Raw genomic sequence first — 14,609 nt, 5'->3', positions numbered from 1 at the left:
AGGCTTCCGCTGTCCCCTTTTCGTCCGGCGCTTGCCCAGTCCGGCGCGACTGACTACATCTCCTTCTCGTTGTTTCGGAAAAGGAAAGATCGTCATGCTCAGAGATTTTCAGCCCGCCCGCGCCCTCGCCGCAGCGTCTCCCGCTGCTGCCGCGCCGTCGCCCGAGCTCGGTGATCTTCCGCTCTGGAAACTGGAGGATCTGTACCCCTCCCCGACCTCTGCCGAATTTCGTGGCGACCTCGAAAAGGCCGCGGCCGACTCGCTCGCCTTCGAGTCGCGATGGAAGGGTAAGCTGGAAGCATCGACCGCCGCATCAGGCTCCGAGGGGCTGGCCGCAGCTCTCGCCGAATTCGAGGCGCTCGAAGATCTTCTCGGCCGCATCGCCTCCTATGCCGGCCTGACCTATTACTCGGACATGACCGATCCGGCGAACGGCAAGTTCTTCGGCGATGTGCAGGCCAAGCTTACCGACCTGTCGGCGCATCTCCTGTTCTTCTCGCTCGAACTCAACCGCATCGATGATGCGCTGATCGACGCTGCCATGGACAAGGATGCGGCGCTTGCCCACTACCGCCCCTGGCTGGTCGACCTCAGGAAGGACAAGCCCTTCCAGCTCGAAGACAAGATCGAACAGCTGTTCCTCGAAAAGTCGATGACGGGCGCCGCCGCGCTCAACCGCCTGTTCGACGAGACGCTTGCCTCGCTGCGCTTCAAGGTCGGCGAACAGGAACTGCCGCTCGAAGCGACCCTCAACATGCTGCAGGATTCCGACCCGGCCATCCGTGAAAGGGCAGCAAGAGCGCTGTCACAGACGTTCAAGGACAATATCCGCATCTTCGTCCTCGTCACCAACACGCTGGCCAAGGACAAGGAAATCTCCGACCGCTGGCGCGGTTTCGAGGACATCGCCGACAGCCGTCACCTCGCCAACCGCGTTGAGCGGGACGTGGTGGACGCACTGGCCGCCGCCGTGCGCGAAGCCTATCCCCGCCTGTCCCACCGCTATTATGCGATGAAGGCGAAATGGCTCGGCATGGAACAGATGAACTCCTGGGACCGCAATGCGCCGCTGCCCGAAACCTCCGACCGCCTCATTCCCTGGAACGAGGCTAAGGATACCGTGCTCTCCGCCTACGGCGCCTTCGCACCCGAAATGGCCGAAATCGCCGGCCGCTTCTTCGACGGCGGCTGGATCGATGCGCCCGCCCGGCCCGGCAAGGCGCCCGGCGCCTTCGCGCACCCGACGGTTCCCTCGGCACACCCCTATGTACTGCTGAACTATCTCGGCAAGCCGCGGGACGTGATGACACTCGCCCATGAACTCGGCCACGGCGTCCACCAGGTCCTCGCAGGCGCGCAAGGGCCGTTGATGTGCCAGACGCCCCTCACGCTTGCCGAAACGGCATCGGTCTTCGGCGAGATGCTGACCTTCCGGACCCTTCTCGACCGCACGACCGACAAACGTGAACGCAAGGCCATGCTCGCCCAGAAGGTCGAGGACATGATCAACACGGTCGTGCGCCAGATCGCCTTTTACGAGTTCGAGCGCAAGATCCACACCGCCCGCAAGGAAGGCGAACTGACGGCGGAGAAGATCGGCGAACTCTGGCTTTCGGTTCAGTCCGACAGCCTTGGGCCGGCAATCAAGATCTCGGAAGGCTACGAGACGTGGTGGGCCTATATCCCCCACTTCATCCATTCGCCCTTCTACGTCTATGCCTATGCCTTCGGCGACTGCCTGGTGAACTCGCTCTATGCCGTCTACCGGCAGGCTGACCAGGGCTTCCAGCAGAAGTATTTCGAACTGCTGAAGGCCGGCGGCACGAAGCACCATTCGGAGCTTCTCGCCCCCTTCGGCCTCGATGCCACCGATCCGTCGTTTTGGGCCAAGGGCCTGTCGATGATAGAAGGGCTGATCGACGAGCTTGAGGCGCTTGATAGCGCGTCCTGAACCGGAGACCGCTCGGCCCCATGGCTGACCTTTCACCTTATGCCCTGTTCCGCGACGATCGTCGCGGGAAGAGCCTGCTTTTTGCCGAGCCGAGCGAGATCGTCGTCGCGCGCACGGCCGGCGACGTGCTGCCGGCCTTCGAGCGGCTGGAGGAGGCTCGCCGCAACGGCCGGTGGCTGGCGGGTTACGTTTCCTACGAGGCAGGCTATGTCTTCGAGGAAAAGCTCAAGCCTCTGATTACCGAAGGTCGGGAGACCCCGCTGGTCGCTATGGGCATTTTCGATGGACCGGCGGCCGGCAGCCATCCGCTGGCCGCGAGGCTGGTGTCAGGAAACGCCCCCTTCGTGACGGAACCCCGCGCGGGCTGGGATTTCGACACCTATCGCGACCGCTTCGAACGGCTGCACGAGCACCTGCGCAAGGGCGACTGCTACCAGGCCAATCTCACCATGCCGATCGAGGCACGCTGGCACGGCGATCCGCGCGAGGTGTTCTGGTCGCTGGTGGCCCGCCAGCCGGTTCGCTACGGCGCCCTGATCAACCTCGGGGGTCCGGTTGTCCTGTCACGCTCCCCCGAACTGTTCTTCAAGCTCGATCGCAAGGGCTGGATCGAGACCCACCCGATGAAGGGAACGGCGCCGCGCGGTGCGACATCCAAAGAGGATGCAGCGATCATCGCCGCGATGCTGGCCGACGAGAAGACGCAGGCCGAAAACCGCATGATCGTCGACCTTCTGCGCAACGACGTCTCGGCGATAAGCGAGGTCGGCACGCTGTCGGTGCCACGGCTGTTCGAGATCGAGACCTACCCGACCGTGCACCAGATGGTCAGCCATGTCCGGGCGAAGCTCCGCCCGGATATCGGTCTACCGGAAATTTTTCAGGCGCTCTTCCCCTGCGGCTCGGTCACCGGCGCCCCGAAGATGTGGGCCATGCGCATCCTTGCCGAACTCGAGGCCGGCCCACGCGACGTCTATTGTGGCGCGATCGGATATTGCGACCCGTCCGGCCCCATGCGTTTTTCCGTGGCGATCCGCACACTGACACTTTTCAAAGACGAACGCGCAGTCTTCAATGTCGGCGGCGGCATCGTCTTCGATTCGAAGCCGCAAGCGGAATATGACGAATGCCTTCTGAAGGCACGCTTTGCGGTAGGGGATCAATGGATTTCTCGCTGATCGAAACCATGCGCTGGCAGCCGGGGGACGGTTTTCTCCGGCTCGACCAGCATATGCGGCGCCTCAGCCGCTCCGCCGATGCGCTGGGTTTCCGCCAGCCGCAGGATGCCTTGGCAAAGCTTGACGCCGAGGTGAAGGGCGACACGCCGCTTCGCGTCCGTCTGGTCATGAGCTTCCGCGGCAAGATCGAGGTAACCACCACGCCCTTCGAACCGCAGCCCGAGGAAACGGTCTGGCGGCTGCGCATCGGCAAGACCCGGCTGAAGTCCGACGATCCGCTCTACCGCCACAAGACCTCGCGACGCGAGCCTTACGAAGCCGCGCGTGCCGAGTTCGCCACGGAAGAAGCGGACGAGGTCCTGCTGCTCAACGAGCGAGGCGAAGTCTGCGAGGGTACCATCACCAATCTCTTCGCCGAGGCCGAGGACGGCCAGTATGTCACGCCGGCCCTTTCGAGCGGCCTGCTGCCCGGTATCTTTCGCTCCGAAATGATCCGCGAACGCAAAGCGAGGAGCGAAGTCCTCCGGCCCGAGGACCTCAAGTTCCGCAAGCTCTTCGTCGGCAACTCGCTGCGGGGACTGATCCGCGCCGAACTCGTCGATGGAGACGCCTGATGTTCATTCTCTCCCTCACCTACCGCAAGAGCAACGAAGAGGCGGACCGGCATATGGAACCGCACATGGCCTGGGTGAACGAAGGCTATGCCAGCGGCATGTTCCTCGCCTCCGGCCGCAAGGTGCCCCGCACCGGCGGCGTCATTCTCGCGAAGGGCGACCGGACGGCGATCGAAAGCTTCGTTGCCGCCGACCCGTTCACCATCCATGGCGTCGCCGACTACGAGATCGTGGAACTCGCACTCACGAGGACAGCGGCAGGACTGGACGGATTGAAGGGCTGACGAGTTTAATCCGCGTTCCTAGACGTCGTCTTTCAAGCTGCGCGGCGTATCCTGCCTGCCGTCAAAGATCTCGAGGATCTCGATACCCGTTTCGTCCCGCCTCAAATAGGCAAGGCGTCCTATCTTGGCGCCGCCCCAAGCTCCCTGTTGCAAAAACGCGATCGAGTTGTCACGTTTGTGGCAAACACGACAAGCGGGAACCCTTGGACTTCAATGACCTCCCTCACCTACACGCCCTATACCGGCCCGAGCAAACCCTTCACCATCGGCCTTTCTGCCCTTGACCCGGCGCGCTGGATCGAGCCGGACGCCGATCTCGGCCGCTATCTCGACGAGAAACGCCGCCTCGCCAGGGAACACTACGACGACATCTTCCGCGCGGCGCCCGAAAGCCTCGACGCCCAGCAGGAATGTCTCGACATGCTCGCCGCCCATCTCGTCGACTGTCATGGGGACGTCTACCAGCGGGAGGGCTCGGTGATGCGGATGGCCGGGCATGCGGTTGACCTGGCAGACGAACGCATCCCGCCGCTCATGAGAGCCGGATCGCTGATCGAAGACGACCTCGTCATCCTGCGCAAAAAGCCTGACGGCTGGACGATCGTCGCCGCTCACCTCGCCTTTCCCTCCTCTTGGTCGCTGGCTGAAAAGTTCATGAAACCGATGGACCAGGTCCACGCCGATGTGCCGGGTTTCCAGGCCGGCACCCGAAACGCGGCGATCGTCAACCGCGTCTTCGACAATCTCCTGCCGGAGCAGCCGGCGGAGCGCTTCAACTGGTCGGTCAACTGGACCTACGCGCTTTACCATCCGCGCCCGCAGAAGACGGCGGTCGAACCCTCGTCCCGCGGCGTGGATGCAGCCGGCGCCTTCGTCCGCGTCGAGCGCCAGACGTTGCGCAAGATGCCGAAGACCGGCGATCTCGCCTTTACGATCCGCATCTATCTCGATCCCGTCGCCGTCTTCGCCAGGCACCCCGACGGTGCCCGGATGGCAGAAGGGATGGCAAGCCAGCTCGAGGCTATGACCAACGAGCAGGTCGAATACAAGGGGCTGGCCGACAAGCGCGATGAACTGGTGCGCGCGCTGCGGGCCACCGTTTTTGCCTGAAATTCCACGCCGCCGGCTACCCGGCAGCGAAAAGCGCCCTTTATTATGTCAGGGATTTGTGGTCTAGAGCCGCTGATACCAGCGAGCCCCGCCCGCATTTCAAGGAGAAAGAAATGACCAAGCAAACCTATCCGGTTTACGGCGAGATCACCGGCCCGATCGTCATGATCGGCTTCGGTTCGATCGGTCGCGGAACCCTGCCCCTGATCGAACGTCACTTCAAGTTCGACAAGAGCCGGATGGTGGTCATCGATCCGCGCAATGACGAATCCGAACTGCTCGCCAAGCATGGCGTCAAGCACATCCAGGCGCACGTCACCAAGGAAAACTACAAGGAACTGCTGAAGCCGCTGCTGACCGAAGGCACCGGCCAGGGCTTCCTGGTCAACCTGTCGGTCGATACCGGCTCGGTCGACCTGATGAAATTCTGCCGCAAGCTCGACGTCCTCTACATCGACACCGTGGTCGAACCGTGGCTCGGCTTCTATTTCGACAAGAACATGAAGAATTCCGAGCGCACCAACTATGCGCTGCGTGAGACGCTTCGCGCCGAAAAGAAGAAGAACCCGGGCGGCACCACCGCCGTGTCCACCTGCGGCGCAAACCCGGGCATGGTCTCCTGGTTCGTCAAGCAGGCGCTCGTCAACCTCGCCCATGAAACCGGCATGAAGTTCGAAGAACCGACCGCCGACGATCGCGAAGGCTGGGCCAAGCTGATGAAGAAGCTGGGCGTCAAGGGCGTCCACATCGCCGAGCGCGATACCCAGCTCACCAAGAACCCGAAGCCGCTCAACGTCTTCTGGAACACCTGGTCGGTCGAAGGCTTCATCTCGGAAGGCCTGCAGCCCGCCGAACTCGGCTGGGGCACCCACGAGAACTGGATGCCGAAGAACGCCAAGAAGCACAAGAAGGGTTGCAAGGCCGCGATTTACCTGGAGCAGCCGGGCGCAAACACCCGCGTTCGCACCTGGTGCCCGACGCCCGGCCCGCAATACGGCTTCCTCGTCACCCACAACGAGTCGATCTCGATCGCCGACTATTACACGGTCCGCGACAAGGACGGCGAAGTGACCTATCGCCCGACTTGCCACTATGCCTATCATCCGGCCAATGACGCCGTGCTCTCGCTGCACGAGATGTTCGGCAATGGAGGCACGGCCCAGCCGGTGCTGCATGTTCTCGACGAGAACGAGCTGGTCGATGGCGTCGACGAACTCGGCGTGCTGCTCTACGGCCACGAGAAGAATGCCTACTGGTACGGCTCGCGCCTGTCGCTGGAAGAAACCCGCCGCATCGCGCCCTACCAGAACGCCACCGGCCTGCAGGTCAGCTCGGCCGTACTCGCAGGCATGGTCTGGGCCATCGAGAACCCGAAGGCCGGCATCGTCGAAGCCGACGAAGTCGACTACAAGCGCTGCCTCGAAGTGCAGTCGCAGTATCTCGGCCCGGTCGAAGGTCACTACACCGACTGGACCCCGCTCGATGGCCGCCCGGGCCTCTTCCCGGAAGACATCGACACCAAGGATCCGTGGCAGTTCAAGAACATCCTCGTTCGCTGATTCGCCTGAACACCGTGAATTGAAGGAGCCCGCCGCATCAAGCGGCGGGCTTTCTGTTGCCAAATATCAATAGGATACGTCGAAACAGGGATAACGGCCTCTCCCTGAGGCTCTGGCCTTGCTTTCACCATGCCTTCGCGTCATGGTTCTGAAAAATCGATCGGGTGGTCCGAGGTCACCCGGACAAGAACGACCCTGCGGAGACGGTGATGAAGATCAGGTCCATTTTTACTCTTGTGGCATGCGCAGCGGCCCTTTCCGCCTGCACATCGAGCGGCCCACGTCCGCTGCCGCCGGTCAATCAGGGACCAACCGTCGATGGCGCCTGGGTTGACCCGAACGGCATCGTCTCAACCTTCCAGGCCGGCACTTTCTCGACCCGCACCACCGACACCAACCAGCTCCTGGCCTCGGGTACCTACGTCTCGGTTTCCGACCGTCTCGTCGAGATCAACATGACCTCCCTGGTGCGCAACACCCAGTCCAAGGTCAACTGCGCCATGGTCACGCCAAACCAGTTGAACTGCACCTCCGACAGCGGTGCGCAGTTCTCGCTCGCCCGCCGCGGCTGAGCCGATTTTCAAGCCTTCATTCATCAGAGCGGCCGACGGAAAAGTCGGCCGTTTTCGTATTCTGGCCCCGCCTTCCGACCCGGCGTGCACTGCGCAATTTCGCTTGCAGTCTCGCCCGCTTGATGAAAACATCCCGCCCGGCAAAGCCCTTTTGAATGCCCCGGGCGCGCCTTGCGGCGTCTCGCGGCTGCCTTTGATAACAGGAGAAAAGCGATGTTGAGACACCTGCGATTTGGCCTTCTGAGCGCGTCCGTGCTCGCCCTGTCCACCTCTGCCGCCCTGGCCGATTTCGAGCTGAACATCCTGCATATCAACGATTTCCATTCGCGCATCGAGGCGATCAACAAGTTTGACTCGACATGCTCGCCGGAAGAAGCAGGCAAGAACGAGTGCTTCGGCGGCGTTGCCCGCATGAAGACTGCGATCGACGCCCGCAGGGGCGAACTGAAGGACGCCAACCTGCTCGTGCTTGATGCCGGCGACCAGTTCCAGGGCTCGCTTTTCTACACGACCTACAAGAGCGCCCCGATCGCCGAATTCATGAACGGCATCGGCTTTGACGCCATGGCGATCGGCAACCACGAATTCGACGATGGCCCCGATGAGCTCGCCCGCTTCATCGATGCGCTGAAGTTCCCGATGATCTCCGGCAACGTTCTGGCCGGCCTCAACACCCCGATCGCCGACAAGTACAAGCCTTACATCATCAAGGAGTTCGGCGGTGAGAAGGTGGCGATCGTCTCGGTGCTTGCGACAGACACGGACGAAACCTCCTCGCCCGGCGACGACGTGCTGTTCATCGACGAGATTTCCTATCTGAAGGACGCCGTGAAGGAGATCGAGGCCGCAGGCGTCAACAAGATCGTCCTGCTCTCGCATGTCGGCTACACAGTGGATCAGCGGATCGCCGCAGCGGTCGACGGCATTGACGTGATTGTCGGCGGCCACAGCCACACGCTGCTTTCCTCCACCGACGAGAAGGCGGCGGGTCCCTACCCGACACTGGTGAAGAATCCGTCGGGCAAGGACGTGCCGATCGTCACTGCCTATGCCTATTCGAAATACCTCGGCGACCTGAAGGTTGTCTTCGATGACGCCGGCGCCGTGAAATCCGCGGAGGGCGCCCCGAAGCTTCTCGACGCTTCGGTGGCTGAAGATGCCGCCTACGCCGCCAAAGTCGTCGAACTCGGCGCCCCGATCGAGGAACTGAAGAAGAAGGAAATCGGTGAGACGGCAGCGGTGATCGACGGCTCGCGCGAAGTCTGCCGCGCCGCCGAATGCTCGATGGGCAACCTCGTTGCCGATGCCATGGTCGATCGGGTCAAGGATCAGGGCGTGACGATCGCCATCCAGAACGGTGGCGGCCTGCGCGCCTCGATCGATGCCGGAACGGTGACGATGGGCGAAGCCCTGACCGTCCTGCCCTTCCAGAACACGCTGGCCACCTTCAAGCTGAAGGGCTCCGACATCGTCGCGGCTCTGGAGAATGGACTAAGCCAGATCGAGGATGGCGCCGGCCGCTTCCCGCAGGTCTCCGGCATGAAATACACCTTCGACAAGTCCAAGCCGGCCGGCAGCCGCGTCGTCTCGGTGGAGGTGAAGGAAGGGGACGCGTTCGTGGCCCTCGACCCGGCCAAGCTCTACGGCGTCGCGACCAACAACTACATGCGCGCCGGCGGCGACGGCTACAAGATCTTCGCCTCGGCCGGTCAGAATGCCTATGACTTCGGCCCCGGCCTCGAAAGCGTTCTGGCCGACTACATCGCCAAGAACAGCCCCTACAAGCCTTATACCGATGGCCGGATCACCGAAGTTGCCGGGGCGGCGCCAGCTGCACCTGCCGCGACGACCGAAGCTCCAGCGACGGCCCCCGCAGCCCCGGCGGCAGCCGAAACCGTGGCTACGGCCGCCACGAAATACACGGTCGCGCTCGGTGACAGCCTCTGGAAGATTGCCGTCGCAACCTACGGCGATGGCATGGCCTGGAAGAAGATCGCCGAGGCCAACAAGCTGAAGAACCCGAACCTGATCGATGTCGGCAAGGAACTCGATCTGCCGACCAAGTAAGGCGCGGTTTGCCGCAGACTCAAGACCGGCCCGGGCTTTCCCGGGCCGGTTTTTGCTTCTAATAGATGATCCCGAAGACGCTCTCCTTCGTAGTGGATCCGAGCGACGCAATCAGGATTTCGAAATGACCGCAGACCAGCCTCACCTTCCCCCCGGCCACCCGTCCGTTCGTTTCGGCAAGGTCGGCGTGCTTCTTGTCAATCTCGGCACGCCGGATGGCACGGACTACAAATCGATGCGGCGTTACCTGAGGGAATTCCTGATGGACAAGCGCGTCATCGAGTGGTCACCCTGGAAATGGTACCCGATCCTGTTCGGGATCGTCCTGAACACGCGCCCCCAGAAGGTCGGCAAGGCCTATGAGGAGATCTGGAACAAGGAAAAGGACGAGAGCTATCTGCGGACCTATACCCGCAGCCAGGCGGAACTGATGGCCGAGGCCCTCAAGGGCCACCCGAACGTCGTGGTCGACTGGGCGATGCGCTACGGTCAGCCATCGATCGCCTCGAAGATCGACACGCTGCAGGCCGCCGGCTGCGAGAAGATCCTGCTCTTCCCGCTCTATCCGCAATATGCCGCCTCGACCACTGCCACCGTCAACGACAAGGCATTCGAGCATCTGATGAAGCTGCGCTGGCAACCGGCGATCCGGACCGTGCCGCCCTATCACGACGACCCGGCCTACATCGATGCGCTGGCAGTCTCCGTGGAGAAGAAGCTCGCCACGCTCGATTGGGAACCCGAACTGCTCATCACCTCGTTCCACGGCATTCCGCAATCCTACTTCAAGCAGGGCGACCCCTATCACTGCCACTGCATGAAGACCGGACGCCTGCTGCGGGAGCGGTTGGGCCTGCCGAAGGAAAAGTTCATGGTGACCTTCCAGTCCCGCTTCGGACCGGAAGAGTGGCTGCAGCCCTATACCGACAAGACGATGGAGAAGCTTGCCAAGGACGGGGTCAAGCGCCTCGCCATCATGAACCCCGGCTTCGTCTCGGATTGTCTCGAGACACTCGAGGAAATCGCCGGCGAAGCGGGCGAGATCTTCCACCACAATGGCGGCGAGAAATTCGTCCATATCCCCTGCCTGAACGACAGCCCGGAGGGCATGGGCGTGCTGGAGACGGTTGTGCGTCGCGAACTGCAGGGCTGGATCTAGGTTCGTGCGCGACGCAGACCAACACTGACCTTCTGCCGAAGAGGCGTCGCGCCGGATCGGCAGGAGCGCCGACGTCAAAGATCCCCGCGGAACAACCGCCGCGGAGATGCGGTTTGACGCGAACTGGATGCGAGACGAGGAGCCGGGCGAGGCGTATATTCTCGCTGATTGGTAACGCGCGAGCTTCGGGCCAACCGTGCAGCTTTGAGCCGTCAGGTCCGGGCATCCGTGACCGAGCGCTGGCCGAAAGCGCCGCCCAGGGGCGGGTGGTGGTTGCCAAGGCAAGCAGGATCGATATGGAGGTAACGGCTGATGATGATTACCGCGATCGATGACTATTTCACCAAGGGATGCGGGCGCTGTGAGCGCTTCGCCACACCCGATTGCTCGACGAGGGCGTGGATAGCAGGACTCGAGCAACTGCGTCGCATCTGCCTCGATTGTGGCCTTACTGAAACGGTGAAATGGGGCCATCCGTGCTACATGCACGCCGGCCGTAACATCGTGATCATCGGCGCCTTCCGCAACGACTACCGGATCACGTTCTTCAATGCATCGCTGATGAGGGATCCCGAGGGCGTACTCGAGCGCCAGGGACCGAACTCGCGTCATCCGGACATGATCCGCTTCGTGAAGAACGACGACGTCGCCCGGATGGCGCCAGTCATCCAGGCCTATCTCAGGGAAGCGATGAATTATGCGGAAACGGGTCTCAGGGGAGAGAAGGAAGACGTACCGCTCGATTTGCCGGAAGAACTGGTTACCGCAATGGATGACGATCCAGTGCTAGCAGAGGCGTTTCATCGTCTCACACCCGGACGGCAGAAGAGCTACGTCATACTCCTCAACGGAGCCAAACAGACCGACACGCGCCGCGCCCGCATCCTGAAGAACCGCGACAAGATCCTCGCCGGCAAGGGAGCGCTGGAGCGCTGAGCAAAAGCCCCAGCCCCTCAACCAATTCGGCTCAAGAAATACAACCAGGAAGAAGCGCCATAGCTGCACCGCGCCTTTGCCTGGGTTCCCTGGAAAGCAGACCTGCTCAAAAAATAGACAAATTTCATGAACTTAAGCAACACCCGAAAGAATCCTGGCTCAAACGTCATCAGCCTTTAGTTGCACATTCACTCATGAATCACCCCATTCAATTCACCTAAGCCATTGATTTTCATTGCAAAATATAACAGGTAAAATCTTGCATTAACGCTAATTTAAATCGTCACTCCTAGATTTGACCTCACGAAGGAGAGACAAATGGCAACACGTAAGGCAATTCTGGCAGCAACCATGTTTGCGCTGTCAATGTCCAATGCCCTGGCGCAGACGGCAGAGCCGAACGCCAAGGCTCTGGTCACCCCCGCAGTCCTCGAAGACATGCGAAAGTTCATCGATTCCGAAATCGTCCAGATCTCGATCGACGCGCAGAACCAGAAGCAGCAGAAGCTCACCCAGGCTGAGATCGACACGCTGGACGCCCAGTGGCGCGCCGAGCGCGAAAAGGAGGACAAGCCCCTGATCGCAGCAACGCTGTCCAATCCGCTCTCGGTGTATCTCGCTCGCATACAGGGACGCTCCCTCGGCCTTTATGCCGAAATCTTCGTAATGGACCAGAACGGCCTGAACGTCGGCCAGAGTTCGGTGACGAGCGACTTCTGGCAGGGCGACGAGGACAAGTTCCAGAAGACCTTCAATGTCGCAGGCGATGCCGTCTTCGTCGATGCCCCCGAATGGGATGACGAAGCCAAGATCTGGCGTGGCCAGGTCAGCTTCACCGTCACGAAAGGTGCGGAAAAGAAGCCGATCGGTGCCGTCACCGTCGAACTCAATCTCACCGAACTCGAGCGGCGCGCTGCAGTCGGCCTCTGAACTCCAGCAAAACAGCGGCCAGTGGCGGCCAGGAACCTGAAACGTTCCCGTGGGACCGGCGCCATCAGCGAAACCAGATAGGTAAGACCATGATCAAGAACATATCCGTCAGCGCCAAGGGCTTCGCGGCATTCGGCATCCTGGCGGTCATCGCCATCGGAGCATCCGGCTTCATCTACACCCGCGTCGACACTGCCGGGACGCTGGTCGAAAACAAGCAGGTCATCGACCAGCTGCTGACCAAAACCGCGGAGCTCACCGACGACATGGTGCAGGCCGATCTGGCGCTGAAGAATTTCCTCCTCACCGGCAACCGCGACTTCGTGGCAACCCTGGAGCAGTCGACCAAGAAGATCGACGGCGAAGTGCCCACACTGGAAAAACTGTTCGAGGCAGAAGCCCAGAGCGAGCTTCCTGCCCTGCGCGAGGCCATCGGCAAGATCGGCGAATGGCGTTCGACCGTCGTGGAGCGGCAGATCAGTCTGATGCGCGACCCGATGTCGGTCGAACTTGCCCGTGCGATCGAACTGACCGGCGACGGCTCCAGACTGGTCTCGGCCTTCAACGAGAAGCTCAAGACCGTTACCAGCGGCCTTCAACAGCGCGCCGATGTCGCCTCGACCGATCAGAAATCGGCTCTGGCGACGGTGGAACTGATCAGCCTTGCCGCATCCGTGATCGTCGCCCTCGTCGCGGCCCTGATGGGCCTCCTGAACTTCCAGCTCGTATCCCGGCCGCTTGCCCGCCTTGCCAACGTGACGTCGCGGCTGGCCAACGGCGACCTGGACGTGTCGATCGACAAGGGCGGCAAGGACGAGATCGGCCAGATGGCCGAATCCATGCAGGTCTTCCGCGAAGCGGCAATCGCCAACCAGCGTCTGCAGGCGGAAGCGGAAGAGGCGCGAAGCCATGCCGAGGCTGATCGTCGGGCTGCCCAGGAACGGGCCGAGGCCGAAGCCGCCGAGCGCCTGCGCATCGCAACCTCCGGCCTTGCCGCCGGTCTGAAACGACTGGCGAAGGGCGAACTTTCCTTCCAGCTCGACGAGGCCTTCGCCCCGGACTTCGAAGCACTCCGCCACGACTTCAACCAGTCGATCAGCCAGCTCAACCAGACCCTCTCCGCGATCACCAACAGCGTCGCGACGATTGAGACCGGCACCCAGGAAATCGCGTCCGGCACCGATCACCTGTCGAAGCGCACGGAACAGCAGGCAGCCGCCCTTGAGGAGACCGCCGCCGCCGTCGAGGAGATCACGGCCAACGTCCAGAATTCGACGAAGCGGACGGAAGAGGCCCGCTCTGTCGCCTCTCAGGCCAATTCCTCGGCCAACCAGTCGTCCGAGGTCGTGGCACGGGCCGAAGAGGCCATGCGCAAGATCGAGGAGAGCTCGCGCCAGATCTCCAATATCATCGGCGTGATCGACGAGATTGCCTTCCAGACCAACCTGCTTGCACTCAATGCCGGCGTCGAAGCCGCCCGTGCGGGTGAGGCCGGCAAGGGTTTTGCCGTTGTCGCCCAGGAAGTGCGTGAACTTGCCCAGCGCTCCGCCAACGCAGCAAAGGAAATCAAGGCCCTCATCCACAACTCCACGACGGAAGTCTCGAGCGGCGTGGATCTGGTCCGCCAGGCAAGCGAAGCGCTTCGCACCATCGGCGTCTTCATCTCCGACATGAACACGCACATGGATGCGATCGCCATCTCGGCCAAGGAACAGTCGACCGGCCTCTCTGAAGTCAACCAGGCCGTCAACGCGATGGACCAGACCACGCAGCAGAACGCCGCGATGGTCGAGGAATCGAACGCCGCCTCCGCCGCGCTTGCCTCCGAAGCAGCAAAGCTCCGCGAACTCATCTCGCAGTTTACCATCAACGGCGTTGCCTCGACCCAGGCAGCAGCGCTTCGCCAGACGGCCCGCACCATGGCCCGGCCGAGCCAGCCTGCACCGGTCTCCCGCCCCGTCCAGCCGACCCGCGTGAGCGCCCCGGCCATGCGGAGCCAAGGCAATGCAGCGGTCGCGGCAGATAACTGGGAAGAGTTCTGAGCCTTTCGCAAAGGCACTCAAGGACAGAATAGAAGGAGGCCGCGCAGCCATGTTGCGCGGCCTTTTTCACGTCCGGTGCGACACCCTCGCCCGACCTCCAGACCAAGAGGCGGCTCGCGGCACGGCGCCCCCTCCTCCGCCTGTTCTCTTTTGCCGCTCGCTCATCTTGCCAAGGGAAGAGACATCGCCCACTTGTAAGCATAGCGA

At 62.0% G+C, this 14,609-nt stretch carries 12 protein-coding genes; all 12 read left to right on the top strand.

The genetic code is table 11. The features are described 5' to 3' along the window. The first annotated feature begins 94 nt into the window (after positions 1–94). The 12 genes from ACX93L_RS01600 (at position 95) to ACX93L_RS01545 (ending at position 14,402) form a co-directional block, all read left to right on the top strand. Positions 95–1,951 (top strand): M3 family oligoendopeptidase, encoded by a 1,857-nt coding sequence (locus ACX93L_RS01600; RefSeq protein ID WP_459403222.1) that lies wholly within the window; start codon positions 95–97, stop codon positions 1,949–1,951. A gap of 20 nt (positions 1,952–1,971) precedes the next feature. After that, the gene (locus tag ACX93L_RS01595) at positions 1,972–3,129 is read left to right on the top strand and encodes an aminodeoxychorismate synthase component I (protein WP_459403221.1); all 1,158 of its coding nucleotides are present in this window, start codon (positions 1,972–1,974) and stop codon (positions 3,127–3,129) included. Continuing rightward, the gene (locus ACX93L_RS01590) at positions 3,114–3,743 is read left to right on the top strand and encodes an aminotransferase class IV family protein (protein WP_459403220.1); all 630 of its coding nucleotides are present in this window, start codon (positions 3,114–3,116) and stop codon (positions 3,741–3,743) included. Before ACX93L_RS01595 ends, ACX93L_RS01590 begins: the two co-directional genes overlap by 16 nt. After that, positions 3,743–4,027 carry a YciI family protein gene (locus ACX93L_RS01585; protein WP_459403219.1) on the top strand — a complete coding sequence of 95 codons (285 nt, stop codon included), beginning with the start codon at positions 3,743–3,745 and terminating at the stop codon, positions 4,025–4,027. The genes ACX93L_RS01590 and ACX93L_RS01585 overlap by 1 nt, the downstream gene beginning before the upstream one ends. Before the next feature lie 213 nt (positions 4,028–4,240). After that, positions 4,241–5,137: a heme-dependent oxidative N-demethylase family protein gene (locus tag ACX93L_RS01580; RefSeq protein WP_459403218.1), complete on the top strand. Its 897-nt coding sequence runs from the start codon at positions 4,241–4,243 to the stop codon at positions 5,135–5,137. A gap of 113 nt (positions 5,138–5,250) precedes the next feature. Then, the gene (locus ACX93L_RS01575; protein ID WP_459403217.1) at positions 5,251–6,696 is read left to right on the top strand and encodes a homospermidine synthase; all 1,446 of its coding nucleotides are present in this window, start codon (positions 5,251–5,253) and stop codon (positions 6,694–6,696) included. Between the two features lie 209 nt (positions 6,697–6,905). After that, the gene (omp10, locus tag ACX93L_RS01570) at positions 6,906–7,268 is read left to right on the top strand and encodes an outer membrane lipoprotein Omp10 (RefSeq protein WP_459403216.1); all 363 of its coding nucleotides are present in this window, start codon (positions 6,906–6,908) and stop codon (positions 7,266–7,268) included. Positions 7,269–7,481: 213 nt separating this feature from the next. Next, complete coding sequence (locus ACX93L_RS01565) at positions 7,482–9,335, top strand: 5'-nucleotidase C-terminal domain-containing protein (RefSeq protein ID WP_459403215.1); 1,854 nt, start codon at positions 7,482–7,484, stop codon at positions 9,333–9,335. Between the two features lie 124 nt (positions 9,336–9,459). Beyond that, entirely contained in the window at positions 9,460–10,494 is a 1,035-nt protein-coding gene (gene hemH, locus ACX93L_RS01560) for a ferrochelatase (protein ID WP_459403214.1), read from the top strand. Between the two features lie 312 nt (positions 10,495–10,806). Beyond that, positions 10,807–11,430 (top strand): YdeI/OmpD-associated family protein, encoded by a 624-nt coding sequence (locus ACX93L_RS01555; RefSeq protein WP_459403213.1) that lies wholly within the window; start codon positions 10,807–10,809, stop codon positions 11,428–11,430. A gap of 318 nt (positions 11,431–11,748) precedes the next feature. Then, positions 11,749–12,360, top strand: coding sequence for a hypothetical protein (locus ACX93L_RS01550; protein ID WP_459403212.1), 612 nt, complete (start codon positions 11,749–11,751; stop codon positions 12,358–12,360). Positions 12,361–12,449: 89 nt separating this feature from the next. Continuing rightward, a complete protein-coding gene (locus ACX93L_RS01545) occupies positions 12,450–14,402 on the top strand; it encodes a methyl-accepting chemotaxis protein (RefSeq protein WP_459403211.1) in 1,953 nt (650 codons plus the stop codon). Positions 14,403–14,609: the final 207 nt, after the last annotated feature.

This window comes from Rhizobium sp. CAU 1783, assembly GCF_054551725.1.
This window is presented reverse-complemented; position numbering and strand designations above follow the sequence as displayed.